Raw genomic sequence first — 25997 nt, 5'->3', positions numbered from 1 at the left:
GATGACCAGTCGTCGCACCCTGCTCAAGGCCGCCGTGCTCGGCGCTCCCGCCGCGGCGCTGCTCGCCAAGGCGTCCGCGGCCGGCGCTGCCCTGTCGTCCGGCGACCACGTACCGGCGCTGGTCATCGGCAGCGGCTACGGCGGCGCGGTCGCCGCGCTGCGGCTCACCCAGGCGGGCATCGCCACCGCGGTGGTCGAGATGGGCATGGCGTGGAACACGGCCGGCTCGGACGGCAAGGTGTTCTGCGACATGCTCAACCCGGACCAGCGTTCGTACTGGCTGCGGACCACCACCGATCAGCCGCTCGGCTACTTCCTCGGCATCAACGCCAACAAGTCGATCGGCCGGTACACCGGCGTGCTCGACTCGGAGAAGTTCGCCGGCATCCGCGTCTACCAGGGCCGCGGTGTCGGCGGCGGGTCGCTGGTCAACGGCGGGATGGCGGTCGTGCCCAAGCGCGACTACTTCGCCCAGATCCTGCCGTCGGTCGACGTCGCCTCGATGTACGACACGTACTTCCCGCGGGCGAACGCCGGGCTGGCCGTCAACGCCATCGACACCGCCTGGTTCGAGACCGCCGACTGCTACCGGTACGCCCGGGTCAGTCGCGACCAGGCCAAGGCGTCCGGCTACACCACGACCTTCCTCAACAACGTGTACGACTTCGGCTACATGAAACAGGAGCAGGCCGGCACGGTGACCCGCTCGGCGCTGGCCAGCGAGGTCATCTACGGCAACAACTACGGCAAGCGGTCGCTGGACCGGACGTACCTGGCCGCGGCCGCCGCCACCGGGCGGCTGACCGTCTCCGCCCAGCACGTGGTCACCGCGGTCGCCCCGAGCTCGGCGGGCGGCTACGCGGTCACGATGAACCAGATCGACACCGGCGGCGCCACGGTGGCCACCAAGACGGTCCGGGCCGATCGCGTGTTCTTCGCCGCCGGCAGCGTCGGCACCAGCAAGCTGCTCGTCGCGATGCGCGCCCAGGGGCTGCTGCCCGGCCTGCCCGACGCGGTCGGCAAGGGCTGGGGCAACAACGGCAACGTGATGGTCGCCCGGGCCAACCACATCTGGAACACCACCGGCGCCCTCCAGTCCGGCATGCCGGCCATGGGCATCGACAACTGGGCCGACTCCGCCGGGCCGGTCTTCGCCGAGATAGCGCCGTTCCCGGCCGGCACCGAGCTGTGGATCAGCCTCTACCTGGCGATCACGAAGAACCCGAACCGCGCGCAGTTCACCTTCAACACCTCCACCGGCGCGGTCGATCTGAGCTGGCAGACGGCCCAGAACCAACCGGCCATCGACGCGGCGAAACGGGTCTTCGACCGGATCAACGCCAGGCAGGTGACCGTCTACCGCAGCGACCTGTTCGGCGTGAACAAGATCTGGGGCGACGACTTCACCTATCACCCGCTCGGCGGGTGCATCCTCAACCAGGCCACCGACAACTACGGGCGGCTGCCCGGCTACCCGGGCCTGTACGTGATCGACGGCTCGCTGATCCCGGGCAGCACCGGGGTCAACCCGTTCGTCACCATCACGGCCCTGGCCGAGCGCAACATCGAGAACATCCTCGCCAACGACGGGCTCTGAGAGAGAACGACGGGCTCTGAGAGAGAACGACGGGCTCTGAGAGAGAACGACGGGCTCTGAGAGACGCCGGCCGAGCCGGCCCGGGCGGCGACCGAGCGACACGCCGCGCGGGCCGGGACGCCCAGGGTGTCTGATCGTCGCGCGCTGACCCGGACTGTTAGCGTGTGCCCGGGGGCGATGCGGCGTGCACGGTGTTCCGGTCATTCTCCTTCTGGTGCTGGCCGCGACCCTGGTCGCCGCCGTCGCCGAGCGTCTGCGCGTCCCGCCACCCTCGCTGCTGGTCACCGTGGGGGTGGCGGTGGCGCTGCTGCCGGGCGTGCCGGCGATCCAGGTCGACCCGCAGATCATCAGCCTGATCGTGCTGCCGCCGCTGCTGTACGCGTCCGGCGAGGACCTGTCCTGGCCCGAGCTGCGCCGCACCTGGAAGCCGGTGGCGGTGCTGTCGGTCGGGCTGGTGCTCGCCTCGGCCGGCGCGGTCGCCGTGGCCACCACCCTGATCACCGACATCCCGCTGTCCCTCGGCTTCCTGCTCGGGGCGGTGCTGGCCAGCACCGATCCGGTCGCGGTGACCGCGCTCGGCCGGCGGCTCGCGCTGCCGCCGCGGATGCAGGTGCTGGTGCAGGCGGAGAGCCTGTTCAACGACGCGACCAGCCTGATCCTGTTCCGCATCGCGGTCGCCGTCGCGGTCGCCGGGGGCACCCTGAGCGCCGGCCAGACGGTGCTGGAGTTCCTCCGGCTGGCCGGCGGTGGCGTGCTGGCCGGGCTGCTCACCACCGCGGTGGCGTCGCTGGTGCGGTGGCGTACCGACGACTCGGTGGTGGAGACGGTCATCATCGTGATGGCGCCGTACGCCGCGTACACGACGGCGGAGGCGGTCGGCGCGTCCGGCGTGACCGCGGTGGTGGTGACCGGCGTCCTGCTGGGCATCCTGGCGCCCCGGCTGAGCACCCCGACGACCCGGCTGCACGCCGCCGCGGTGCAGAGCACGACGGTCTTCCTGCTGGAGAGCGTGATCTTCGCGCTGATCGGCCTCACCCTGCCCGGCATCGTCCGCCGGCTCTCCGCGGCCGACCAGCCGTGGCTGCTGGCCGGGCTGGTGGTCACCGTGGTGCTGCTGGTGGTCCGGATCGCCTGGGTGTTCCCGCTCGCCGCCTGGCGGCGCGGCCGGCAGCGCGGGCGCGGGGCGAAGGCCCGGCTGCCGGGATCCTGGCGGGTCCCGGTGGTGCTGTCCTGGGCGGGCGCGCGCGGTGTGGTCCCGCTGGCCGCGGCCCTGTCCATCCCGCTCACCGACAGCGCGGGGCTGCCGTTGCCGTACCGGGATCTGCTCCAGGCGATCGCCGCCACGGTCATCGTGATCTCGCTGATCGTGCAGGGCTTCACCCTCGCCCCGCTGGTGCGGCTCACCGGCCTCGCGGTGCCCGCCGAGCACGAGCGCGCCGAACTGGCCGAGGTGCGGCTGCGCCTGGCCGACACGGCCATCGACTACGTGGACAGCCGGCTCGACGCCGAGTCGGTCCCGCCGGTGGTCGCCGACCGGGTGCGGCGCAGCCTGTCCACCCGGGCCGACCTGGTCCGGGAGTCGACCGCGGCGGACGGCCTGGACGCCGAGTACCGGGCGCTGCGCCGGGCGGTGGTCGCGGTGCAGCGGGCCGAGCTGCGCCGGTTGCACGACAGCGGCCAGGCCGGCGAGCAGACCCGCCGCCGCGTCGAGCGCCAGCTCGACCTCGAGGACGCCCGCTACACCGACGAGCTGTGATGACCCGCGCCGCCGGACCGATGGCGGTCGAGACCGGCGGCGCGGGGGTCTTCTCAGTTCTGCGGCGGGACGTCGCCGGGGCCGCTGCCCCACGTCGCGCTGGGCGTCGCGCTCAACGTGTACGTCAGGTGCGCGCCCGCCGTCACCGCGCGGGCCGGCAGCCACGCCTTCGTGGTCGGCCGGCCGTCCACCCGCAGAGCGCTGACGTAGTGCTCGGACTCGGTGCCCGGCGCGTCGATGACGAGCGTGCGGCCGCTTCCCAGCCGGACCACGGCGTGCGGGAAGAGCGGCGTGGTTAGGGCCAGCTCGGCGCGGGTCGGCACGGTCGGGTAGAGGCCGAGCGCGGACAGCACGTACCAGGCGCTCATCGTGCCGGCGTCGTCGTTGCCCGGGATGCCGCCGGTGCCGCTGTTCCATTTCGTGTCGATGATGGCCTTGACCGTCTCCTGCGTCCGCGCGGCCGCGCCGAGGTAGTTGTACAGGTACGGCGTCTGGATGTCCGGCTCGTTGGTGACGTCGATCCGGGTGCCCTTCGTCGCGCTCAGGTCGAAGGTGCCGTCCGGGTTGCGGAAGAACGAGTCCAGCCGCTGGACCGCGATGTCGTTCCCGCCCATCTTCTGCGCGAGCGTGGTCACGTCCGAGTAGACCATCCAGGTGTACTGGGCACTGGTGCCCTCCACGAAACCGGTCTCGGTGGACGGGCTGAAGCCCTCGGCCCAGGTGCCGTCGCGGTACCGGTCGCGCATCCAGCCGACGTACGGGCTGTCGATCGGCGCCGGCGTCGGCACCGCCGGGTCGGCCAGTTCGAGCTCGCCGAGCTGCACGATGTCCGCGCCGCCGTTCTTGCTGACGGTCAAGCGGTAGTACGCGTACGGCTGCGGATCGGCCACCGCGTACGTCTTGGTCTGTCCTCGTTTCGGGAAGCTCTGCCCGGTCTCGGTGTCGATGGTCGTCCAGGTGCTGCCGTCGGCCGAGCCCTGCAGCTGCCAGTCGGCCGGGTCGCGGGCCGGCTCGTCGTTGCCGGAGGTGAGCGCGTACCGGTCGACGGTGAGCGGCGCGTCGAGCTGCGCGGCGATCCAGCCGGTGGTGGCGAAGGTGAGCCACTTGGTGCCCTTGTCGCCGTCGAAGGCCTGCGCCTTGCCCTCGTACGGCGCGTTCTCGCCGCTCGCCGTGATCGTCGTGATGTGCTCGCGGATGTTGTGGGCGAGGCCCGGGTCGGCCTGGGCGGCCGGGTCGTAGACGTTGCGCCAGTTGTGTGAGCGATCGAGGAAGGCGCGGTAGGTCCGGTGGTCGCCGAGCGCGGCGGCCAGTTGCGCGATGCCGTAATCGGCGGCCGCGTCCTCGAGCGTTTCGGCGGCGCCGCCCCAGCAGTGGCAGTCGTCGGCCGGCACATACCCGTTGGCCAGCGCGAAGTCGAGTGCCGGGCGCTGGCCGACGCACTCCACGTTGCAGCCGTCGTCCTTCGTGTCGTTCTCGGTCGGCACGGTCGCGGCGTGCACCAGCGACGTGAGCGCGCCGCGGGCGTCGAAGTCGCGGGCGCCGAACGCGTACATGGCGGCGATCGTGGCGGCGGACGGGTCGCCGGACATCACCGAGGTCTTGCCGTGCTCCAGCAGCCAGCGATCCCATTCGCCGCCCCGCTGGGTGGCGTAGTTGAACAGCGACTGCGCATAGTCGCTCGCCTGCCGCCGGTCGAGCAGAGCCAGAAGCTGCACCTGCGCGCGGTACTGGTCCCAGCCGGAGAAGGTGCCGTACTGCGCCCGCTGGCCGTGCGCGAGCCGGTGGATCTGGTCGTCGGCGCCGTAGTAGCGGCCGTCGACGTCGCTGGTCAGCGTGGGTTCGAGCGCGGAATGGTAGAGCGCGGTGTAGAACGTGGTCAGTTGGTCGGCCGTGCCGCCGCCGATCCGGATCCTGCTCAGCCGGGCCGTCCAGGCCGCCCGGGCCTTCGCCCGGATCTGGTCGAAACCGATCCGATCCGGGGACTCCACCGCCAGGTTGCGTTCGGCGCCGGCCAGATCCGTGTACGCGATGGCCACGCGCATCGTGACCGCCGTGGTGCCCGGCGCGAACGTCACGTAGCCGCCCGAGCCCTTCCCGGCGACCGGCCGGCCCGAGGCGGTGTAGCCGCTGCCGCCCTGGGCGTCGGTGCTGTCCGGGGCGAGGGTGCCGTCCTTCCAGGTGCCGGTGGCCGCGAACGGCTGGTCGAGCGTGGCGACGAAGTGCAGCGTGTAGTACGCGTGCGAGTTGTCGGTGCTCTGCGGGCCGCAGAAGTTGCCGGCGCTGACCGACCCGGTGACGGTTCGCGTGGCCGGGTCGATGTGGACGGTCGCGTCGGTGCTGCCGGTCTCCGACAGCGAGGTGCGGAACAGCAGGCTGGCCGGCTTGTCGGCGGGGAAGGTGAACTTGCCGATGCCGGTGCGGTCGGTGACAGTCAGCTCGGCGCCGGCGCCGCTGTCCAGGCCGACCCGGTAGTAGCCGGGTTCGGCCGCCTCGTTGGCGTGGGCGAAGGTGCCGGCGTATACCGAGTCGGTGGTGTCGGCGCTGGGCGAGGTGACCGGGCTTCCGGCGTACGGGAAGATCGGAATGTCGCCGTTGGCGCCGGAGCAGCCGACGCCGCTCAGATGGGTCAGGCTGAGGCCGCGGATCTTGGTGGCGGTGTACTGGTAGCCGCCCGGGGCCGGGGTGGAGACCTGGTTGCCCCTGGAGGTCTGCGGGCTCCAGGCGAGCATGCCGAACGGCCTGACCGCGCCCGGGTAGGTGTTGCCGAGGTTGGTGCTGCCGATGAACGGGTTGACGTACGAAACGGGATCCGTGGGGCCGGCGGCCTGGGCAGCGGCGCCGATCGGGACGGTCACCGCCAGCCCGGTGAGAGCGGCCAGGACGCTTCGGAGCATATGGACTTCCTCCCCCTGACAACGATGTCAGTGACAACGATGTCAGGCCAGATTCCATCCATATACAGGAATATGTCAATGCCTTACGATCGCGGGGGACGCGCCTGCGTCCCCCGCGGGAAAATGCGTGGATCAGCAGGGGCCGTTGTCCGCCCAGACGTCCCACTGACCGCTGTGGGTGGCCGGCGACTCGTTCTGCGTCCACCACTTCGCGGTGTACTTGTGCCCGTTCTGACTGACCTGGTTGCCCGCGGTGTACACCGCCGTCGCGCTCCACGCCGGGATCGTGCACGTGCCCGGGTTGCCGGTGGTCGGGCTCGTGGTCGGCGGGGTGGTCGGCGGCGTGGCGCCGGCGAACCGGGTCGTGTACTTCGTGAACTCCCAGGCGGTCTGCGGCACGCTGCTGCAGGTGCCCGACGTGGTGCTCTGATTCGGGTCCGCGCACTGCCGATCGCGATTGACCGACCAGTACGTGTACCGGGCCAGTCCGTGGCTGGTCGCGTAGTCCAATGTGGTCTGGAAGTCGGCCTGCCGGAAGTACTCGCCGGAGTCGCTGCGGCCGTTCATCTGCGAGATTCCTTCGTGGGCGTACGCCGTGGCGCTGTTCCACCCGAAGGTGTTCATCAGCAGCGTGTGGAACTGCTCGAGCGCGGCCACCTGCGAGCTCGCCCCGTTGAACCCGCCGTCGAACGGCATGATCGAGTAGTTCGCCGGGGTGAAGCCCTGCGACTTGGCCTCGTTGAGCATCTGCGTGCCGAACCAGCCGGTGCCGGCCGCCGTGCCCGCGGTGGTGATCGACACGTACAGGCCGGAGTTGTTCTGCTGCAGGATGCGTGCCGCGCCGATCTCGTTGTGCACGGCCGCGGTGTTCTCGTACTCCGGCTCCTCCAGGTCGAAGTCGATCGCCTTGAGCCCGTACTTCGTGACGACCTGCTGGTACGCGGCCGCGGTCGCCTCCGGGGTGCCGCAGGTCTGGCCGAGCTTGGTGCCGCCGTAGCCGCCGATCGAGACGCTGACGTCGCCCCCGTTGGACCGGATCCGGTTGATCAGCGTGGTGGCGTCGGTGTCGGACGAGACCGCGCGAGTGCCGTCCCAGGTCGGCGAGCAGCCGCCGCCGTTCGGGGCCAGGATGAAGGCCAGCTGGAAGGCCTTCTGGCCGGTGGCGTTCATGACCTCGACCGGGTCGGGCGGGCTGTTGTCGAACGGCATCAGATAGGGCGCCGAGGCGTACCAGTTGCTGCTGAGAGTGGCGGCGTCGGCCTGCGTCGCCACCGCGACGCCAGCCGCCGCGAGTGCCAGGGCGCCGGCCCCGGCGAGGAACAGTCGTTTCATGTGGCCTCCCAGAAACCTTTAACAAAGTTTCTTAATCGTTAAGGGAGGCAAAGACCCATGACAAATGTCATGGGTCTTTGAAGACTGTCGATGCGGTGGGGCTACACCCGGGCTCGCGCGCCGCCGACCCGGGCGGTGGCGAGGTCGATCAGCCGGACCACGTCCTGTTTGGTCCGGTACGGCCGGTCGTTCCAGGTGGTGAGGTCGCGGACCCGGGCGGCCCGGATCAGCGGCGGCGTCAGCGGTCCCACCGGGTCGCCGGACACCCCGCCGGTCGCCTCGGCGTCGAACAGCGCGTTCCAGAGCGCATCGAGGGCGGGGTAGGCGTACTCGGGGCGGGAGCTCAGCCGATGCGCGCCGTGCACGACCGCACCGACCAGGCACGCCTCGACGACGCGGCGGTGGTCGAGCCGGGTCGGGAAGAACCGCTGCGCCAGGCGGCGGCGTCCGCGCGGGGTCTCCATCACGAACCAGGTGCGCTGGGTCCAGCCGCGGGCGACCACCGCGCGGGTCGCGTCGAGGACGGCCAGGGCGTCCTGGTGACGCTGGGTGCCAGGGGCTGCGAGCTTCGAGATAACGGCCACGTTCACCTCCAGGTCAGACATCGATTGTCACGCGCCTCCCGCGGCTCGCGCCAGCCGTCGCCGAGCCCGTCCGGATGCTCGCGCGCCGCGGCGATCGCTCAGCGCCGATCCGCGACGACGGGCTGATCGCTCATCGGATCGCTCCGGTCGCCACTGTGGCCGTCCTCGACGGCGGGCCCGTCGGTCGGCCGGCCACCCACCCGCGTGCGATCGCTCTCCGGGCCCGCGTCGCCCGGCCGCTTCCGGCCCGGCACGAAGAACGCCGCGACCAGAGCGGGCAGGCTCAGCGCGATCGACCAGGCGAAGGCGTGATCGAACGCGACCGCCGGGTCCGCGGCGTGCGCGGCCAGCCCGCGCTGGAGGAGCACGGCCAGGACCGCGGTGCCGAACGAGCCGCCCAGCTGCTGCAAGATCCGGGTGGTGGTGCTGGCGTGCGGGATCTGCGGCTTCGCCAGACCTTCGTACGCGCCGAACAGCACCGCCATCATCACCGTGCCGAGCCCGGCGCCCCGCACGACCAGGGCCGCCGCGAGCAGGACCGGGCTGGTGTCCGGGCCGGCGAAGGCGAACGGCAGCGTGCCGGCGATCGACAGCAGCACCGCGGTGAGCACCACCGTGCGGGCGCCCCACCGTTCGGCCACGCCGGCGACCCCGCGGGAGAGCGCGATGCCGATCCCCTGCGGCATCATCAGCAGCCCGGCCACGACCACGCTGTCGCCGCGCAACTGCTGGTAGTACAGCGGCAGGAGCAGCAGCGCGCCGAACGATGCCATCCCGGTGAGGAACAGCAGAGCGCCGGCCGCCGAGAACGTGCGCACCTTGAACAGCCGCAGATCGACGAGCGGCTCGGCGGTGCGCAGGGCATGCCACAGGAACGCGCCGAGCAGGACGGCGCCGCCGACGAGCGGAAGCAGGACGGCCGCATGAGCGACGCCGCCGCGGTTGCCGAGCTCGCTCAGCCCGTACACGATCCCGGCCACCGCCGGCGAAAGCAGAAGCAGCCCGACGAGATCGAGTCGATGGGTGCGGATGCCGGCGTCGCGCGGCAGGAAGACCATGGCCAGCGCGATCGCGACGAGGCAGATCGGCGGGTTCACGTAGAAGATCCACCGCCAGGACATGTGGTTGACGATCAGGCCGCCGATCACCGGGCCGAACACCGGCCCGAGCAGGGCCGGCAGGCTGATCAGCGCCATCATGTTCCGCATCGGGGCGCCGCCGCCCGGACCGCCGGCCGCGCCACCGCCGATCAGCAGCGTCTGCATGATCGGGATGAGCAGGCCGGCGGCGACGCCCTGGAGCGCCCGGAAACCGATCAGCGACCCGGTGTTCCAGGCGAGCCCGGCGAGCACCGAACCGATCAGGAACAGCCACAGTCCGGCGAGCCACATCCGGCGGGCGCCCCAGCGCTGCGAGGCCCACCCGGTCACCGGGATCGCCACCGCCATGGCGAGCAGGTACCCGGTGCTGACCCACTGGATGGTCGACACGGTGGCGTCCAGATCCGATCGCAGCGAGGGGATCGCCACGTTGACGATCGTGGTGTCCATCAGCGGGGCGATCAGCCCCAGGACGATCACCAGCGCCACCACCAGGGGGCTGGTCTGTCGGCGAGTCATGGGTAGCCGTCCCTTCCGGATCAAATAAGAGACGATGCGTCTCTAGGCCGGAATGGTAGGCTGCGTTCGTAAGAGACGCAACGTCTCTTCTCAGGATTCTCAGGAAGCGGGTGTGCCGTGCCGAGCAGGCGTCGCGGCGAGGAACTGGAGGTCACGATCCTGGAGGCGGCGTGGGCCGAGATCCAGGAGAACGGCTACCAGCGGCTGACCGTCGAGGGCGTGGCCGCCCGCGCGCACACCGGCAAGCAGGTGCTCTACCGCCGCTGGCCCAACCGGGTCCAGCTGGCCGTGGCCGCTATCCGGCATGCCCTCGGCCCGCTGGTGCCCGAGGTGCCGGACACCGGGTCGCTGCGCGAGGACTACCTCGCCGTGCTGCGGGCGATGGCCGCGCGCGCCCGGCACTACACGCCCGAGCTGATGCACGGCCTGCTCGCCGAGATGCCGGAGCTCGGCGGCGAGCTCTTCTCCACGCTGCCCGACGTCGTCACCCAGATTCTGCGCAAGGCGGCCGCCCGCGGCGAGATCCCGACCGCCGAGCTGCCGGAGCGGGTGGCCGCCCTGCCGCTCAATCTGATCCGCTACGAGGGACTGCGCAGCCCGCGCGCGTGGCAGGTACTCGACGAAGGCGCCGCCGACGAGCTCTTCGCCGAGATCCTCGACCAGATCTTCCTGCCGCTGGTCACCCGGTCCGGCTGCTGAGCTGCCCGCCGCCGTCGCCGAGGTACTTCTGGCAGGCCTTCTCGGCCGCCTTCATGGTCGAGCCGACCGGATCCACGCCCAGCTTGCCGCCGTCGAGCGCGATGCCGCCGTACGCGTCCGGGTCGGGAAACTTCGGCACGCCGTTGGCCCGCATGCACTTGGAATACTCCCGGGCCAGCGCCAGCTTCGCCGGGTCGATCTTCTGTGGCCGGCCCCCATTCGGCAGGTACTGCTTGCATTTCGCGTCGGCCGCGTCCATCGTCTCCTTGCTCACCCCGAGCTTGCCGAGGTCGAGGTCCAGGCCGCCCTGCGGATTGGGATCAGGGAAATTCGGCACCCCATTTGCCCGTACGCAGGCGGAGTACTTCAAGGCGGCGTCGTCCCCGCCCGGCCCCGCCGATGCGCTGCTTGCCGGCTTCGCGGCGCCGTTGCCGGCGGTGGCCACACCGTTGCCCGTCTTTTCGGCGGCGCACGCACCCAAACTCAGCACGATCAGCGTGCCGAGCACTGCTCCTGATGTGAATCGCATGGGAACCATTGGCGGCCGCCGGTCGTAAGACCGTCGTCAGCGCCGACGTTTACCCCGAGTTGACGCCGGGTTCGCCAGGCTCGGCACGTGCGTGTGCTGGTGGTGGAGGACGAGCGGATGCTGGCCGACGGGATAGCCGAGGGCCTGCGACAGGAGGCCCTCGCGGTGGACGTCGCCTACGACGGCGAGGCCGCCCTCGAACGCCTGGGAATCAACGAGTACGACGTGGTCGTGCTCGACCGGGATCTGCCGATCGTGCACGGTGACGAGGTCTGCCGGGCCCTGGTCGAGGGCGGCGGCCCGGTCCGGATCCTGATGCTGACCGCCGCGACCGAGGTGGGCAGCCGGGTGCAGGGCCTGGCCCTCGGCGCCGACGACTATCTGGGCAAACCGTTCGCGTTCGAGGAGCTGGTTGCTCGCGTACGCGCGCTGGGTCGCCGGTCCCGCCTCGCCGCGCCGCCGATCCTCGAGCGGGCCGGCCTGCGGCTCGACCCGAACCGCCGGGAGGTCTACCGGGACGGCCGGTACGTCGGGTTGTCCCGCAAGGAGTTCGGTGTGCTCGAGGAGCTGCTGCGCGCGGCGGGCGGCGTGGTCTCCGCCGAGCAACTGCTGGAACGGGTCTGGGACGAGAACGCCGACCCGTTCACCAACGTGGTGCGGATGGCCGTGATGACGCTGCGCCGCAAGCTGCGCGAGCCGCAGGTGGTCGAGACCGTGGCCGGCGCCGGGTACCGGATCCGATGAGCGGCTGGACGCTGCGCACCCGCCTCACCGTGCTGTACGGCGGGCTGTTCCTGGTGGCCGGCGCGACCCTGCTGGCGCTGACCTACGTGCTCGTGCAGCACAGCCTGACCGGCCGCTTTGAGAGCAGCACCACGGTCGGCGGGACGCCCACGGGCGACGACCCGCCCAGCCTCAGCTACAGCTCGCTCGGCGACAAGGTGCGCGCCGATGCCATGCACACCCTGCTCACCCAGGGCACCCTCGCGCTGGTCGCGGTCGGCGTGGTCGCGATCGGGCTGGGCTGGCTGATCGCCGAGCGGGTGCTGCGCCCGCTGCATCGGATCACCGAGACCGCCCGGCGGGTGGCCGACCGCAACCTGCACGAGCGGATCGCGCTGACCGACCCGCGCGGCGAGATCAAGGAGCTGGCCGACACGTTCGACTCGATGCTCGAACGGCTCGACCGATCGTTCGACAGCCAGCGCCGGTTCGTCGCGAACGCCTCGCACGAGCTGCGCACCCCGCTCGCCATCAACCGCACGCTGCTCGAGGTGGCGCTGCGCCGGTCGGGCGCGCCGCCGCAGGTCCGCGACCTGGGGGAGAACCTGCTCGCGGTGAACGCCCGGCACGAGCGGCTGATCGACGGGCTGCTCACCCTGGCCCGATCGGAACAGAGCATCACGATGCGCGATCCGGTCGACCTGGCCGACATCGCCCGGCACGTGGCCGAGCAGAACGGCGCACAGGTGACCATCGATCTCGCGCCGGCGCCGACCGCGGGCGATCCCATCCTGCTCGAACGCGTCGCGCAGAACCTGGTCCAGAACGCGCTCGACTACAACACGGTGGACGGCTGGGTATCGGTCACCACCGCGACCCGGGACGGGCGGGCCGAGCTGGTCGTGCGCAACACCGGGCCGCGCATCCCGGCGTACGAGATCCCGGGGTTGTTCGAGCCTTTTCGCCGGCTGCGCGATCGGGTCGCGCACGACGGCGGCACCGGGCTGGGACTGTCCATCGTGCGATCGGTCGCGCACGCGCACGGCGGCGACGTCACCGCACGTCCGCGCGAGGGCGGTGGCCTCGAGGTGACCGTCACGCTGCCACCCGCGGGCTCTCCGCAAACCTCATGATTCCTTGGCGGGGCGTGACCCGGCGTCCGTCCTCGACGTCATCGCGGTGACCCGGTCGCGGCAGCCGCCGTCGTCGTCGATCGCGGGGTGGGTGCCAGGGCCGGGATGCGCCGGAGGCTGGTGGCCAGGAGCCCGGTGAGCGCTACGAACGCCGCGGCGAGCAGGACCACGGCCGGCCAGGCGCCCAGCGTCCAGGCGGCGCCGGCGAGGCTGCCGAACACCGACGAGCCGGCGTAGTAGGCGACCAGGTAGAGCGAGGCCGCCTGGCCGGCCGGCACGTCGCCGAGGTGGGCGCGGGCCGGCACCCAGCCGCTGGCCACGCCGTGCACGACGAAGAAGCCGGCGGTCATCACGGCCAGGCCGGCGATCACGACCGGCAACCGGTCGGGCAGGGTGAGCAGCAATCCGATCCCGGTGAGCGCGCACCCGAACGGCAGGACCGCGCGGCGGCCGTACCGGTCGGCCAGGCGCCCGGCGAGCGCGGAGCTGACCGTGCCGAGCGGATAGACCAGGAACACCGCGCCGATCGCGCCCGCGCCCAGCGAGAGCGGGGCGCTGGTGAGCCGGAAACCGATCGCGTTGTACACCGAGACGAAGGCGCCCATCGCGCATGCTCCGATCGCGTACAGGAGCAGAAGCGCGGGGTCGGTGAGCGCGCGGCGGGTCATCGCGGCGGTCGGTCGCGCGACGAAGTTGCGCGACGCCGGAAGCAGAACGGCCACGACGGCGGCGCAGCCGAGGCCCACCAGGGCGACCGCGGCGAGCGCCCACCGCCAGCCGAGCACCTCGGCCACCCCGCCGCTGATCAGCCGGCCCGCCATCCCGCCGAGAGCGGTCCCGCCGATGTAGAGGCCGGCGGCGCGGGCGTGCGTCTCGGCGTGCAACTCCTCGCGCAGGTAGGCGGTGGCGACCGCGGGCAGGCCGGCCAGCGTGACTCCCTGCACCAGCCGGAGCATCAGCAGCGCGTGCCAGCCGGGCGCGGCGGCGCAGGCCAGCCCGGCCAGCCCGGAGAGCGTCAGCGACAGGTGGATCAGGCGAGTGCGGCCGATCCGCTCGGACAGCGGGCCAGTGACCAGCAGCGTCAGTCCGAGCCCGATCGTAGCGAGGGAGAGCGACCAGGAGCTCTGCGCCGGGGTCACGCGGAAGGCGGCGGCCAGCTCGGGCAGCACCGCCTGGGTGCTGTAAAGCAGGGCGAAGGTGGCCACGCCCGCGGCGAACAGGGCGAGCACGACGCGGCGGTAGCCGGGCTCTCCGGCGCGATATCCGGTCACCCGGCACACGCTCCGCGCGCCTGCCGCATGTGTCCAATGCATGATTCCTATCTGTCTGATGCGTGGGACGTATGATCGCTGGTCATGGAGATCGAGGAGCTCCGGGCTCTGCTGGCGCTCGGTGAGCACCGCCACGTCACCGCGGCCGCGACGGCGCTCGCCATCAGCCAGCCGACGCTGTCCCGGCTGCTCGCCCGGGTCGAGACCGAGCTGGGGGCGCGGCTGTTCGAGCGCGATGCCAAGGGCGCGCACCCGAACCCGCTGGGCGATCACACGCTGGCCGCGGCGCGCGACATCGTCGACCGGTACGACCGGCTGCGGCGCGACCTGTCCGGGTTGCTCGATCCGGAGGCGGGGACGGTGCGGCTCGCGTTCCTCGACTCGATGGCCACCTCGCTGGTGCCGCGCATCCTGCACGACGTGCGGCGGCAGGCGCCGCGGATGCGGATCGAGCTGCGTCAGGAACCCGGTCACGAAATGGTGCGCGACCTCTCGTCGGGCGTCAGCGAGCTGGCGTTGATGGCCGGGCCGCCGGAGGGGCCGTACGGGTGGATCGCCTTGCAACGTCAGCGGCTGGTGCTGATCGTTGCGCCCGGGCATCGGCTGGCGTCCCGTCGGCGCACCCGGCCGGCCGACGTGGTGGGGGAGGACTTCGTGACCATTCCCGCCGGGTTCGGCTTCCGTGCCCTGGTCGACGACCTGTTCGCGGCGGCCGGCGTGGTGCCGCGGGTCGCCTTCGAGATCGGCGACCTGGCCACGGTCGAGGGCCTGGTCGGCGCCGGGCTCGGGGTGGCACTCGTGCCGTCCGCGTTCGCCGGGGCCTCGGGAACGGTGGGGCTGCCGTTTTCCGCGCCCGGCGCCGAGCGGGTCGTCGGGCTGACCTGGCGCACCGATCGCCCTCTCGGGCCCGCGGCCGCGCGGTTCCGGACGCTCGTGGAGGAGGCCGGCCCCTACGAGGGTGCCGTCGCCTGATCGGCTTTTGTGCCACCTTGACGCGCTGCCCACCAGCGGGGTTGACGAATCGATTGATAACGTTAACATTCCTGTGTGCTGCGGGATTCTCGCCTCCTGATCAATCCGTGAGCGCTCCCCGGCCATGGGTGCTTTCCCGCGTCGCTGCATTGCCCGGAAATGCCGTTGCGACGATACGAGGAGTCGAATGCCGGTCCGAAGAAGACTGCTGGTGTGCCTGCTCACGGCCCTGGCGCTGGCCGGATGCGGACAGGATGGAAATGTGCAGGTGCGGCCGGCGAGGACCGGCCAGATCACCGTCGGATTCTCGCAGATCGGGGAGTCCAGTCGTTGGCGGGCTGCCAATACCAAGTCGATCAAGAATTCGTTCGGGATCGAGAACGTTCGGCTCATCTTCGCGGTCGCCGGACTGAGCCGGGATAAACAGGTCGCCGATATTCAACGCTTCATTCACGACAAAGTGGACGTCATTGCGTTCTCCCCGGTGGTGGAGACCGGCTACGACGATGTGCTGCGCCAGGCCAAGGCGGCCGGCATCCCGGTCATCCTGACCGATCGGGTGATCAAGACGGCCGACCCGGGGCTCTACCTGTCCTCGATCGGCTCGAACTTCACGGCCGAGGGGAGCAGCGCGGCGGTCTGGGTCAAGGGGGAGTTCCGGAACTCGCAAAAACCGGTGAACATCGTCGAGCTGGAAGGCACGGCCGGCTCGGCCCCGGCCGTACAGCGGAAGGCGGGTTTTCGGGAAGGGCTGGGCGACGACGAGCGGTTCCGGATCGTCGCGACGCCGAACGGAAACTTCTCCCGGTCGGAAGGCGAGGCCGCGATGAAGACCGTGCTCAAGACCCAGCACGACATCGACGTGGTGTTCGCGCAGAACGACGACATGGGGATCGGTGCGCTCACCGCGATCCAGGCCGCCGGGAAGCGGCCCGGCAAGGACATCAAGGTCGTCACCATCGACGCCATCCACGACGGCCTGACCGCGCTGGCCGAGGGGAAGATCAACTACGTCGTGGAGTGCAACCCGCTGATCGGGCCGCAGCTGGTGGCGCTGATCAAGGACGTCTACCTCGGTATCCGGGTGCCGAGGCGGGTCGACACCGACGAGACGGTCTTCTTCCCGGAGAACGTGCGGGACTACATCAACGACCGGGAGTACTGAGGAGGCTGCGCCTCGGACCGGCGACGACAAACTCGCCGTCGTGGGCGAACACCTACTCCGGCAGGCCGCTGCCGTACGGAAGAAGGCCTGGCTGTCTTTGAGCGCGCCGCCGCTGTCCGGCGCCAGGTCGCCGGCGCGCTGCCTCATCCGGTCGAAGGTGGCGGCTTGGACCACTTCCGGCCAGGGACCGGCGGGCACGTCGATGTCCAACCAGGCCCCGATGCGCCGCATCTCCGAGCCCAGGTCGCTGAGCAGGTCGTCATAGTGCACCAACAGCGCATTCGGCTCGTGTCGGCGTTGCCAGGCGTCCCGCAGGTGCCACATCACGCCCGACATGAGCTGGGTGATCGCGGCTCGGACGGCCTCGTCCACGGCCGGCGTGTCGGCGGCGGCGACCAGCGGCAGCGAGTCGAGCGCCAGGCGCGGATCGCGGTCGGCCGCGATCCAGTCCGGCAGCCACGGATGCAACGGCCGCCGCGCCGGCTCCGGGCCGCTGGGCGGCGGTGCGCCGGTGAGGTGGCGCAGCCGGGCTCGGTCGATGTTGTCGAGGCGCCCCGGCCGTCCGGGGCCGGCGCGGCTTTGGTTTGCCGCATCTAGTACTGGATCTGATACAGTAGTCGGCGTGATGGAGGACGTGTTCGCCGCCGACCTGTTGCGGGGGCATACCGACACGATCGTGTTGGGGGTGCTGCGCGATGAGGACCGCTATGGCTTCGAGATCTTCAAGCGCATCCGGGACGCGACCGGGGGCCGGCATGAGATCAAAGAGGCAACGCTCTACGCGACCTATCGGCGGCTGCTGAAGGACGGGCTCATCGAGGCCTACTGGGGTGACGAGAGCCAGGGTGGCCGGCGCAAGTACTACCGGATCACCGACGCCGGGCGGGCCGTCTATCGGCGGAACGTGGCGGCCTGGGCGCTCACTCGCGACCTCATCGATTCCCTGCTCGATCTGGACTCCAATGCCGGTCCCCGCGATGCGGCACCGGGAAGGCGGTCATCGTGACCAATTCGAACGACACCGACGTCCACCGACTGCTCGACGAGGCGTTCGCGGGCATCGAGATGACGCCCGAGCGGCAGGATCTGAAGGAGGAGGTGCGAGCGAACCTGATCGCTCGGGCCGCCGAGCTGACCGCCGCCGGGCTCGCCGGGGACGCGGCGGCCCGGCAGGCGATCGCGGAGCTCGGGGACGTGCACACGATCCTCGACGGAACCGACTCGTCCGGGGCGGCGCTGCCGCCGCGCGTCCGGCCGCGACCGAATTTCGTGCTGCGGACCGTCGTGCTGTCCGCGCTCGGGGTGACCGGGCTGGCGGTGCTGGTGCTCGCGGCGACGGCGGGGGGCGTTCCGTTCGGGGCCGAGGCCGTGGCGGCGTTCGTGGTCGCGCTCGCCGCGGGCGCGGTGACCGCCGACGCGCTGCGGCAGGAGACCACCAGCAACCACCCGATGCCGACCGGTCGCGCGATCGGTTACGGCGCCGGCGTGTTCCTCGTGCTGGCGGGGCTGGCGTGCGGCTGGCTGTACGTGCGCGGCGGCGGCATCGGCTGGGTGATCGGCGGGATCGCGCCGGTGCTCGCCGGCGCCGGGATCCTGAGCTATCTCGGCGCGACCCAGACCAACCGGCACAAGCAATGGGTGATGCGGATGGCCGAGTCGCACGCCGCGGTCGGCAACCGGTTCACCGAGGACCCGTCGGCCGCGGCCCGGTTCGGCATCTACACCGTGATCGTCTGGATCGTCGCGCTGGCCGGGTTCGTGCTGCTCACGCTCACGGTCGGCTGGCTGTGGTCGTGGCTCGCGATCGTCGGCGGGGTCGTACTGATGATGGTCCTGGTCGCTCGCATGCTGTTCGTCCCCTCAGATACCACCCGTACCTGAGACAAGACCGTGGCCGCGGTGCGCCAACACCGCGGCCACGGATGACACACCGGAACTGTCGACCGAGGCGGTCGAGCCCACCGTGCGTGCCTGCAGCGAACACGGTAGCTCACGCCTCCCTGTCTAGGAGCGCATGATGTCATTACCGGAACCCGCCATCGAGGCGGTGGAGCTGGGCAAGACGTACGGCACGACCGTGCACGCCCTGACCTCGCTGAGTTTCACCGTCGAGCCCGGGATCGTCTTCGGGCTGCTCGGCCCGAACGGCGCGGGCAAGTCCACCACCGTTCGCATTCTCACCACGCTCGCGCGCCCCGATCGGGGCCGGGCCCGCGTTCAGGGCATCGACGTGGTCCGGCAGCCGGATCGGGTGCGGCGGCAGATCGGGTACGTGTCGCAGAAGCCCGGATTCGACCCGGTCGCGACCGGCATGGAGAACCTGGTGCTCCAGGGCCGGATCCACGGCGCCTCGGCCCGGGACGCCCGGGCGCGGGCCACGTCGCTGCTCGACCGGTTCGATCTGGCCGGCGCCGGCCGGCGGCTGGCCGGCACCTGGTCCGGCGGCATGCAGCGCAAGCTCGACGTGGCGATGGGGCTCATGCACCGGCCGCGGGTGCTGTTCCTGGACGAGCCGACCACCGGGCTGGACCCGCAGGCGCGTCTCGACCTCTGGGCGGAGATCGACCGGCTGGCCCGGGAGGACGGGCTGACCGTGCTGCTCACCACCCATTACCTGGAGGAGGCCGACCACCTGGCCGCGCGGCTCGCGATCGTCGACGCCGGTCGGGTGGTGGCGACCGGGACACCCGACGAGCTCAAGACCGCCCTCGGCGGGGACACGATCCGGGCCGGTCTCGTCCGGCAGACCGACGCCGGCCGGGCCCGGGCGGCGATCGAGGCGATTCCCGGCGTCGGGGCCGTGGTGACCGAGGGCGGCGCGCTGCACGCCCGGGTGACCAACGGCGCGGCCGTCCTGCCGACGGTGCTGGCCGCGTTGGAGTACGCCGGTGTCGCGCTGGCGTCGATCAGTGTCGCCCGGCCGTCGCTCGACGACGTGTACCTGCACCACGCGGGCCGCAGCTTCGGCGAGGCGGACCGGCTCGGGACCGATCAGTCCCGCTCGTCCGAGGCGGTGGCGGCGTGACTCTGGCCTTTACTCATGCCCGGCTGCTGACCGGGCGGTCCCTGCGCACGCTGTCCCGGCAGCCCGCGTACCTGCTGTTCACGCTGGTGCAGCCGATGGTGTGGCTGCTGCTGTTCGGTCAGCTGTTCCACCGGATCGCGGAGCTGCCCGGGTTCGGCGGGAACTATCTCGCCTACCTCACCCCCGGCGTGGTGGTGATGACGGCGATGATGAGCGCCGGGTGGAGCGGCACCGCGATCGTGCAGGACATGGAGCGCGGGGTGATGGACCGGACGCTCACCTCACCGATCAGACGGCCGGCTCTGGTCGTCGCGGGGCTGACCCACCAGGCCCTGATCACGATCGTTCAGTCGCTCATCATGTTCGCCACCGGGCTGGTGGCCGGTGCCCGGTATCCCGGTGGATACCTCGGGGTGCTGGTCGTGCTGTTGTGCGCGGTCCTGATCGCCATGGTGTTCGCGGGGCTGTCCAACGCGGTCGCGCTGGTGGTGCACCAGCAGGAGGCGCTGATCGCGGTGTCGCAGTTCCTGGTGCTGCCGCTGGCGTTCCTGTCCTCGATCATGATCGCGCCGGCGCTGATGCCGGCGTGGGTGGCCCGGGTGGCGCGGTACAACCCCGTCGACTGGGCTGCGATGGCCAGCCGGGAGGCGTTGCGGGCGGATCCCGACTGGGGACTGGTGTTCGGGCGGGTCGGGCTGCTGGCGGCGCTGGCCCTGCTGATGGGGTGGCTGGCGGCGCGGGCCTACCGCGCTCATCAGCGGTCGCTCTAGGCGAGCGGGGCACGCGTACTCAGGAATGGTTTTGCTTGCCTCGATGGCCCGCCGCCGCGGCCATGACCAGATCGGTCGCCACCTCGCGCAGCTTGCGGTGGGAGTCCTGGGAGGCCTTCGCGAGAGCCGCGAAGGCCTCCTCGGCGGTGCACTGCCGTTGTCCCATGATGATGCCCTTGGCCTGCTCGATCACCGCGCGGCCGGCCATCGCCTTCTCCAGGTGCCCGACGAAGGCCGTCGTGGTCTCGTAGAGGTGCGCGTTGGCCAGGCAGACCGCGGCGTATCCGGCGAACGTCTCGGCCAGGCCGACCGCGTCCTCGTCGAACGCGTCGGGGCTGCTCGCGTAGACGTTCAAGGCGCCGGTCACCTGTTCCTGGATCGGAAGGCCGACCGAGAGAGTGCTGCCGATGCCCGCGTCCCGCGCCATCGGTGCCCAGCCGGGCCAGCGTTTCTCGGCCGATACGTCGGGTACGTGGATCGTGGTGTACCCGGCCGCGGCGTCCAGGCACGGTCCGTATCCGAGCTCGTATTGCCATTTGTCGATGGCCAGGGCGGACGGGCCGCTGTGCGCGGCGGTCTCGGCGGCCCCTCGGCGGATCAGAGTCACCGAGGCCTCGGCGGCTCCGGGAATCGAGCGGGCCGCAAGGTGAGTCACCTGATCGAGGACGCCGGCCAGGTCGGTGTCGCCGAGGCGGATGCGGCCCAGTTCGCGGAAGGCGGCGGTGGGGTCGAGCGGCGGATCCGATGTCATGAGCCTCGTCCTGTCCCGGAATCGTCCCCGGCCGGGGTGACTCGTGTTGCGCTCGGCCGGTTCACGGCTACCGTGATAGCGGGTCAAACAGTGCGCCCGTCGATTTCTCCGGACGGGAGGCGTGTGCCCATGGTTGCCGAGCGGTATGCGTACCAATCCTCCGGCGATCGCGACGATGAGCTGTCGGACGCCGTGACCGTGACCGATTCCGATGGCGTCATGCTGCTCCGGGTGTCCTGGTGCACCGAGTCGGCGGAGCGCGCTCGGGTGGTCGTCGAGGGCGACATCGATCGGGACACCGCGGCGGTGGTGGGCGCGGTGATCCTCGACGCGCTGGCACACCGGCCGGTGGTCTGCTGCGATTTCCGGCTCACCTCGTATTTCGGCTCCGCGGCCGTCGAGGCGCTGGCCAGGGCACACCTGGCGGCGGGGGAGAGCGGCCGGACCGTGCTGCTCACCGGGATCGCGGGGCTCGCCGAGCGGGTGCTCCGGGTGACCGGGATGCTCGAGGTGCTGGCGGTGGAGCAGTAGCGCGAGCCGCCTGTTATGTTTTCACCTGCGATCGGCGCGTCACGCGCCGGTTTCGAGCGTCAAGCAGCGGCGCCGATCCGGGGTTCGCACCCCGAGGAGCATCACGGTTGACCACTCACGAGCCGCCACCGGCGGCCGTGTTCCGCTGCAGAGGTTTCTACACTTTCATGGCGCACGAGTCGATCGAGGCCCTCTCCGCGCTGACCGAACTGGGACAGATCAAGCTGGGCGAGACGGATCTCAACGGGGTCCTGAGCCGGATCGCCGAGTTGGCCCGGCGTGGCCTGCCGGGAGCGGCCGAGGTGTCCGTCACCCTGGTGCGGGACCGGCGACCCTACACTGCGGCGTACGCCGGCGAGACCGCGTTGCTGCTCGACGAATGGCAGTACGAGCAGGACGCCGGCCCGTGTCTCGAGGCCGCCGCGCGGCAGGCGACCGTATCGGTGCCGGACGCCGCCACGGACGGCCGATGGTCCGGCTGGGCGGCGCGGGCCGCCGCGGCCGGCATGGGCAGCGTGCTGTCGGTGGGGCTGCCGGTCCTCGACGACGTCACCGGTGCGCTCAACGTCTACGGCCGGGCGCCGGAGGCGTTCGACGAGGCGACCGTCGCGCTCGCGCAGACCTTCGTCGGTTACGCCGCGGTCGCGATGGTCAACGCCCACCGGTACGACGCCACGGCCACGCTCGCCCAGCACATGCAGGCGGCGATGGCGAGCCGGGCGGTGATCGAGCAGGCCAAGGGCATCATCATGGGCCGCCGGCGGTGCGGGCCGGACGAGGCGTTCGCGGTGCTCGCCAAGGTGTCGCAGTCGTCCAACCGCAAGCTGCGCGACGTCGCCGCCGAGCTGGTCGCCGACGTGCAGCGCGGGCCGTGACGGGCGACCCCATGCCGAGTCAGTGATCGTTGCGAACGCGACCGATGCCCTCGCGCCCGCGTCGGCACTCACCGCGCGTGAGCAGCACCGTCGGTGCCCGGTGCCGGGGCGGGCCGGTCGGTGTCCGGTGCCGGGGCGGGCCGGTCGGCGTCGTCGGTGTCCGGTGCCGGGGCGGGCCGGTCGGCGTCGTCGGTGCCCGGCGCCGGGAGCGGGCGGCCGGTGTCGTCGGCATCCGCCGGGGTCCGGTCCTCGCCGACCGTGGGCTCGTCCTTGGGCCGTCCGCGATGGGTGTCCCAGACGTCCCGGACGATGATCTGCAGGATGCCGGCGATCGGAATGGCCAGCAGCGCGCCCAGGATGCCGGCCAGCTCCACCGCGATCAGGATCGCGATCAGGACGGTCAGCGGGTTCAGCTTCACGGTGCGAGCGAACACGATCGGTTGCAGCAGGTGGTTCTCCAGCTGCTGGTAGACCACGAAGAACACGATGATCACGAGGCCCGCGGTGGTGGACTGCACGAACCCGGCGATCGTCGCGACCACCGCGCCGAGCGTCGCGCCGACCAGCGGGATCAGGTCGGCCACGCCGACGAACAGCGCGATCAGACCGGCGTACGGGACGTGCAGGAGCAGCAGGGTCAGATAGGTGAGCCCGCCGCACACGACGCTGATCAGCAGGTTGCCGGTGATGTAGCCGGTGATGGTCTTGGCACAGTCGTGACCGACCCGGCGGATGCGCTCACCGTGCTCCGGGGAGAACAGCGCCAGGAAACCGTCGGTGACCTTCGGTGCCTCCAGGACCATCAGGTAGGAGAGCACGATGATGGTCACCGTCCCGGCGATCCCGGTCGCCACCGATCGCAGGAACATCAGGGTGGGAGCGCCCAGCCCCGCCGCGTACTCCTTGATCCGGCCCGCATTGCTCTGGGCGTACTGCAGAAGGTGGAACCTGGCGATCAGGTGGCCGGCCGGACCGCGCCCGTTCTTCGCGTCCTCGACGATGTGTGGCAGGTTCGCGATCGCCTGGCCGCCCTCGCGGGCCAGCGGCGCCACGAACAGCGTGACCAGGCCGCCGAGCAGCGCGAAGGTGACCAGGAAGACGAGCAGGGTCGCCAGCCAGCGTCTGCGGAAGGCCGCGCGACGGGTCACCCAGTCGACGGCGGGGCCGAGCGCCACCGCGATGAACGCGGCGACCACGATCCAGGTCAGGACGCGGCGGGTCTCGTAGGCGAGCAGCACCACGAGGGCGGTGGCCAGGATCAAACCCAGGACAATGAGCGTACGGCGGGCCACCCGGCCGTTGTCCGTTACCGTCATACCGTTCGGCTACCCGGCCAGTGACCTCGGCAAACGTCAGAGCATCGCGATCAGCGAAAGCCGCTCATGAGGCGCTGCAACGGCTTGCTGATCAGCCAGAGCAGCAGGCCGATCACGATCGCGATCGCGCCGAGCACCCCGAAGTAGACCGTCGGCGAGCCACGCGCCGACCACGGTGGCCAGGTCTTTTCCCGCTTGTCCGCCGTTACGGTCATGGCTGCCGCTTGCCCGGGATCGCCGTGGCTATCCGGTCGGTTCGCTCTCCGCGATCTGCGCCAGTTTCGGCAGCAGCCACGGCGCGATGATCCGCTGGACGGCCTCCGGGGTGTAGTGCAGGCCGTCGCTGCGGACCCGCATGCCGTCGATCCGCCAGGTGAACTTGCCACCCGGGCAGACCAGCGGGTCGATGTCGAGAACCGACACCTCGCCGGGGCGCCGGGCGGCGGCCGCGCGGATCAGGTTGTTCCACGCGTCGACGCGTTGCGGCTGGTCCTCGGGGTAGAGGCTGCCGTCCGGCTGCTCGGCGCGATGCGTGTACGCGGCGGTCAGCAGGACCACCGCGGCGCCCCGGGAGCCGGCGATGTCGATCGCGGTGTCGAGTTGCCGGGTCAGGTACGCGTCGTAGCCGGGCTCGCCGACGTGCTGGTAGTGGCCCTGGTAGCGGCGGTCCATCAGTTCCCAGCGATTGAGCTCGAGGACGGCCACATCGGGCCGGTCCTGGTCGATGCCGCGCTGCCAGCGCCTGGGCCACGACGTGCAGCCGGGGTAGTTGGTGTGCGGCGTGCCCGTCTCGAGGATGTCCGGCAGCGTGGCGATGCCGCAGCCCTGGATGGCGCGGACGCTGGTCCACAGGCCCGGGTGGGCGGGCAGATAGCTGCCGATCACCCAGGCGACCGAGTCGCCGAGGAAGGTGACCCGGGGCTCGTGCGGTGACGTGATCCGCCCGGGGCGTACCGCCGGCGGTACGCCCGGCCGGCCGGCCATGGCCGGCCGTCGTGCCAGGTGCGGCGCGATGACCACCGGCGGCGCGGCGGCGAGGGTGGTGGCCGGTGGCGGCGGCTCGGTGGTGACGGCGATGACGGCGATGACGGCGACCATCGCGGCCAGGGCGGCCGCGGTGACCGCGGTGGGCACCAGCCGGGGGAGGCGCCGGCCGAGCGTGCCGCGGCGGATGGGCTGCTCGATGACGTAGTAGCTGGCGATCGCGACCGCGAGGGTGCCGCCGAGCCGCACGGCCAGCAGCGGCCAGCGGGACAGCCCGGTGCGGTCGGCGGTGACGAAGCAGAACAACGGCCAATGCCAGAGATAGACGCCGTACGAGATGCGCCCGAGCCCGACCAGCGGCGGCACGCTCAGCGTCCGGGCGATCGGCGCGTGCGGCTCGGCGATCACATGCGCGACTATGACGGCGGTGGCCAGCGCGGCGACGGTCAGCCCGCCGTGGTACAGCCAGGCGGCCTGGTCGTTCGCGGCGTGCCACAGCCAGAAGGTGAGCGCGGCGGCGAGCGCGGCCGGGAGGCCGAGCCGCAGGGGCCGTTCGACGAGCGCAGCCGGGAGGCGGAGCCGCGGCAGGGAGCGGGGCCGGGTGGTGGACTCGGCCGGGTGGCCGGGCCGCGGCAGGGTACGGCCGGTGAGCACGGCGAGGGCGGCGCCGATCAGCAGGGCCTGCGCCCGGGTGTCGGTGCCGTAGTAATCGCGGCCGATCGCCTCGGGGCGGTACAGGACGGCGCAGAGCACTTGCGACAGCACGGCGCCGGCCACGCAGAGGAACAGCAGCGCCGCCCGGGCCCGCCGGGCCGCGAGCCAGGTCAGCAGGCCCACCACCAGCAGCGGCCAGAGCAGGTAGAACTGCTCCTCGATACCGAGCGACCAGGTGTGCTGCAGCGGTGAGGCGGTCGCGGTGGCCGCGGCGTAACCGGTGCCCCGGAAGATCATCCGCCAGTTCGCGACGTACCCGAGGGCGGCGAACGCGTCGGTGCGCAGCAGGCCGGTCGCGTCCGGGTCGCCGGCCAGCAGGAACCGCCCGGCGACCACGGTGGCGAGCAGCATCGCCAGCAGGGCGGGCAGCAGGCGGCGGGCTCGCCGTACCCAAAAGGTGGTGATTTTTGATCGGTCGGCCAGGAGCAGGGATGTGATCAGGAAGCCGGAGAGGACGAAGAAGGTGTCCACGCCGAGGAACCCGCCGGCCACACCGCCGACCCCGGCGTGGAACAGCACGACGGCGGCGACGGCGAAAGCCCGGATGCCGTCGAGGGCCGGGCTGTAGCCGAAGCCGGGCCGGGACTTGGTCAAATCCGACATTACGGCGGCAGCGTACCCGATTCGGGCGGAGGTAAACCGGGTTTCCGCCCGAGCGGTGGGCAGTTCAGGGTTCGTGACTACTTCCCCACTACTTCACCGCCGACCTCGGAATCGGTCAATCGGGTTGTCTCGCAGATAGCGACACTTACGCGCG

The 25997-nt window shown here is 71.3% G+C and carries 23 protein-coding genes and 2 pseudogenes; 13 read left to right on the top strand and 12 right to left on the bottom strand.

The genetic code is table 11. The annotated features are described in order from the left end of the window. Position 1 precedes the first annotated feature (1 nt). Both ODJ79_RS30180 and ODJ79_RS30175 read left to right on the top strand, forming a co-directional pair. On the top strand, positions 2–1597 hold the full coding sequence (locus ODJ79_RS30180; RefSeq protein WP_263027002.1) for a GMC oxidoreductase: 1596 nt from the start codon (positions 2–4) through the stop codon (positions 1595–1597). Positions 1598–1781: 184 nt separating this feature from the next. Then, the gene (locus tag ODJ79_RS30175; protein WP_263027001.1) at positions 1782–3353 is read left to right on the top strand and encodes a Na+/H+ antiporter; all 1572 of its coding nucleotides are present in this window, start codon (positions 1782–1784) and stop codon (positions 3351–3353) included. A gap of 53 nt (positions 3354–3406) precedes the next feature. On the opposite strand, the gene ODJ79_RS30170 is transcribed toward ODJ79_RS30175, so the two are convergent. The 4 genes and pseudogenes from ODJ79_RS30170 to ODJ79_RS30155 all read right to left on the bottom strand — a co-directional run bounded on the left by ODJ79_RS30170 (position 3407) and on the right by ODJ79_RS30155 (position 9782). Next, entirely contained in the window at positions 3407–6247 is a 2841-nt protein-coding gene (locus ODJ79_RS30170) for a GH92 family glycosyl hydrolase (protein WP_263027000.1), read from the bottom strand. A gap of 135 nt (positions 6248–6382) precedes the next feature. Beyond that, positions 6383–6646: pseudogene (locus ODJ79_RS47245) on the bottom strand (carbohydrate-binding protein); the annotation flags it as partial. Positions 6647–7680: 1034 nt separating this feature from the next. After that, positions 7681–8184 (bottom strand): hypothetical protein, encoded by a 504-nt coding sequence (locus ODJ79_RS30160; RefSeq protein WP_263026998.1) that lies wholly within the window; start codon positions 8182–8184, stop codon positions 7681–7683. 77 nt (positions 8185–8261) lie between these two features. Next, entirely contained in the window at positions 8262–9782 is a 1521-nt protein-coding gene (locus tag ODJ79_RS30155) for an MDR family MFS transporter (RefSeq protein WP_263026997.1), read from the bottom strand. 117 nt (positions 9783–9899) lie between these two features. On the opposite strand from ODJ79_RS30155, the gene ODJ79_RS30150 reads away from it, so the two are divergent. Next, positions 9900–10481, top strand: coding sequence for a TetR/AcrR family transcriptional regulator (locus ODJ79_RS30150; protein WP_263026996.1), 582 nt, complete (start codon positions 9900–9902; stop codon positions 10479–10481). Here ODJ79_RS30150 and ODJ79_RS30145 read toward each other — a convergent pair. Further along, complete coding sequence (locus ODJ79_RS30145) at positions 10462–10989, bottom strand: hypothetical protein (protein WP_263026995.1); 528 nt, start codon at positions 10987–10989, stop codon at positions 10462–10464. The two genes, ODJ79_RS30150 and ODJ79_RS30145, sit on opposite strands and share 20 nt — an antisense overlap. A 108-nt stretch (positions 10990–11097) precedes the next feature. Between ODJ79_RS30145 and ODJ79_RS30140 the strand changes: the two genes are divergently transcribed. Together ODJ79_RS30140 and ODJ79_RS30135 are read left to right on the top strand one after the other, a co-directional pair. Then, positions 11098–11754, top strand: coding sequence for a response regulator transcription factor (locus ODJ79_RS30140; RefSeq protein WP_263026994.1), 657 nt, complete (start codon positions 11098–11100; stop codon positions 11752–11754). Then, a complete protein-coding gene (locus ODJ79_RS30135; protein ID WP_263026993.1) occupies positions 11751–12866 on the top strand; it encodes a sensor histidine kinase in 1116 nt (371 codons plus the stop codon). The genes ODJ79_RS30140 and ODJ79_RS30135 overlap by 4 nt, the downstream gene beginning before the upstream one ends. Before the next feature lie 38 nt (positions 12867–12904). On the opposite strand, the gene ODJ79_RS30130 is transcribed toward ODJ79_RS30135, so the two are convergent. Then, positions 12905–14137 (bottom strand): MFS transporter, encoded by a 1233-nt coding sequence (locus tag ODJ79_RS30130; RefSeq protein ID WP_263026992.1) that lies wholly within the window; start codon positions 14135–14137, stop codon positions 12905–12907. 84 nt (positions 14138–14221) lie between these two features. On the opposite strand from ODJ79_RS30130, the gene ODJ79_RS30125 reads away from it, so the two are divergent. Continuing rightward, on the top strand, positions 14222–15109 hold the full coding sequence (locus ODJ79_RS30125) for a LysR family transcriptional regulator (RefSeq protein WP_263026991.1): 888 nt from the start codon (positions 14222–14224) through the stop codon (positions 15107–15109). Between the two features lie 100 nt (positions 15110–15209). Here the strand turns inward: ODJ79_RS30125 and ODJ79_RS30120 are convergent, their stop codons facing one another. Continuing rightward, a complete protein-coding gene (locus tag ODJ79_RS30120) occupies positions 15210–15563 on the bottom strand; it encodes a hypothetical protein (protein WP_263027055.1) in 354 nt (117 codons plus the stop codon). Between ODJ79_RS30120 and ODJ79_RS30115 the strand changes: the two genes are divergently transcribed. Next, positions 15465–16274, top strand: coding sequence for an ABC transporter substrate-binding protein (locus ODJ79_RS30115; protein WP_263027048.1), 810 nt, complete (start codon positions 15465–15467; stop codon positions 16272–16274). The two genes, ODJ79_RS30120 and ODJ79_RS30115, sit on opposite strands and share 99 nt — an antisense overlap. Positions 16275–16421: 147 nt before the next feature. Here the strand turns inward: ODJ79_RS30115 and ODJ79_RS30110 are convergent. Then, positions 16422–16598 (bottom strand): annotated as a pseudogene (locus ODJ79_RS30110) (sulfotransferase domain-containing protein); the annotation flags it as partial. Between the two features lie 301 nt (positions 16599–16899). Between ODJ79_RS30110 and ODJ79_RS30105 the strand changes: the two are divergent. The 4 genes from ODJ79_RS30105 to ODJ79_RS30090 all read left to right on the top strand — a co-directional run bounded on the left by ODJ79_RS30105 (position 16900) and on the right by ODJ79_RS30090 (position 20069). After that, the gene (locus ODJ79_RS30105; protein ID WP_263027047.1) at positions 16900–17280 is read left to right on the top strand and encodes a PadR family transcriptional regulator; all 381 of its coding nucleotides are present in this window, start codon (positions 16900–16902) and stop codon (positions 17278–17280) included. Then, on the top strand, positions 17277–18155 hold the full coding sequence (locus ODJ79_RS30100) for a permease prefix domain 1-containing protein (RefSeq protein ID WP_263026990.1): 879 nt from the start codon (positions 17277–17279) through the stop codon (positions 18153–18155). The genes ODJ79_RS30105 and ODJ79_RS30100 overlap by 4 nt, the downstream gene beginning before the upstream one ends. A 136-nt stretch (positions 18156–18291) precedes the next feature. Next, positions 18292–19299, top strand: a complete 1008-nt coding sequence (locus ODJ79_RS30095) for an ATP-binding cassette domain-containing protein (protein WP_263026989.1) — start codon at positions 18292–18294, stop codon at positions 19297–19299. After that, a complete protein-coding gene (locus ODJ79_RS30090; RefSeq protein ID WP_263026988.1) occupies positions 19296–20069 on the top strand; it encodes an ABC transporter permease in 774 nt (257 codons plus the stop codon). Before ODJ79_RS30095 ends, ODJ79_RS30090 begins: the two co-directional genes overlap by 4 nt. Positions 20070–20088: 19 nt before the next feature. On the opposite strand, the gene ODJ79_RS30085 is transcribed toward ODJ79_RS30090, so the two are convergent. Continuing rightward, entirely contained in the window at positions 20089–20820 is a 732-nt protein-coding gene (locus ODJ79_RS30085) for a GAF and ANTAR domain-containing protein (RefSeq protein ID WP_263026987.1), read from the bottom strand. A gap of 129 nt (positions 20821–20949) precedes the next feature. Here ODJ79_RS30085 and ODJ79_RS30080 point away from each other — a divergent pair, with 129 nt between their 5' ends. Continuing rightward, entirely contained in the window at positions 20950–21351 is a 402-nt protein-coding gene (locus tag ODJ79_RS30080) for an STAS domain-containing protein (protein WP_263026986.1), read from the top strand. Positions 21352–21518: 167 nt separating this feature from the next. Then, positions 21519–22226, top strand: a complete 708-nt coding sequence (locus ODJ79_RS30075) for a GAF and ANTAR domain-containing protein (protein ID WP_263026985.1) — start codon at positions 21519–21521, stop codon at positions 22224–22226. Positions 22227–22294: 68 nt separating this feature from the next. Here the strand turns inward: ODJ79_RS30075 and ODJ79_RS30070 are convergent, their stop codons facing one another. Genes ODJ79_RS30070 through ODJ79_RS30060 form a run of 3 tightly spaced genes read right to left on the bottom strand, consistent with a single transcriptional unit; the run spans position 22295 to position 25843 of the window. Then, positions 22295–23542 carry an AI-2E family transporter gene (locus tag ODJ79_RS30070; protein WP_263026984.1) on the bottom strand — a complete coding sequence of 416 codons (1248 nt, stop codon included), beginning with the start codon at positions 23540–23542 and terminating at the stop codon, positions 22295–22297. A gap of 50 nt (positions 23543–23592) precedes the next feature. Continuing rightward, complete coding sequence (locus ODJ79_RS30065; RefSeq protein ID WP_263026983.1) at positions 23593–23757, bottom strand: hypothetical protein; 165 nt, start codon at positions 23755–23757, stop codon at positions 23593–23595. 28 nt (positions 23758–23785) lie between these two features. Further along, on the bottom strand, positions 23786–25843 hold the full coding sequence (locus ODJ79_RS30060) for an acyltransferase family protein (protein WP_263026982.1): 2058 nt from the start codon (positions 25841–25843) through the stop codon (positions 23786–23788). Positions 25844–25997 lie beyond the last annotated feature (154 nt).

Origin of the sequence: Actinoplanes sp. KI2 (assembly GCF_025630775.1) — a bacterium.
Taxonomy (GTDB): domain Bacteria; phylum Actinomycetota; class Actinomycetes; order Mycobacteriales; family Micromonosporaceae; genus Actinoplanes.
Note: the sequence above shows the minus strand (reverse complement) of the source record. Positions and strands in the feature narration are given on the sequence as shown.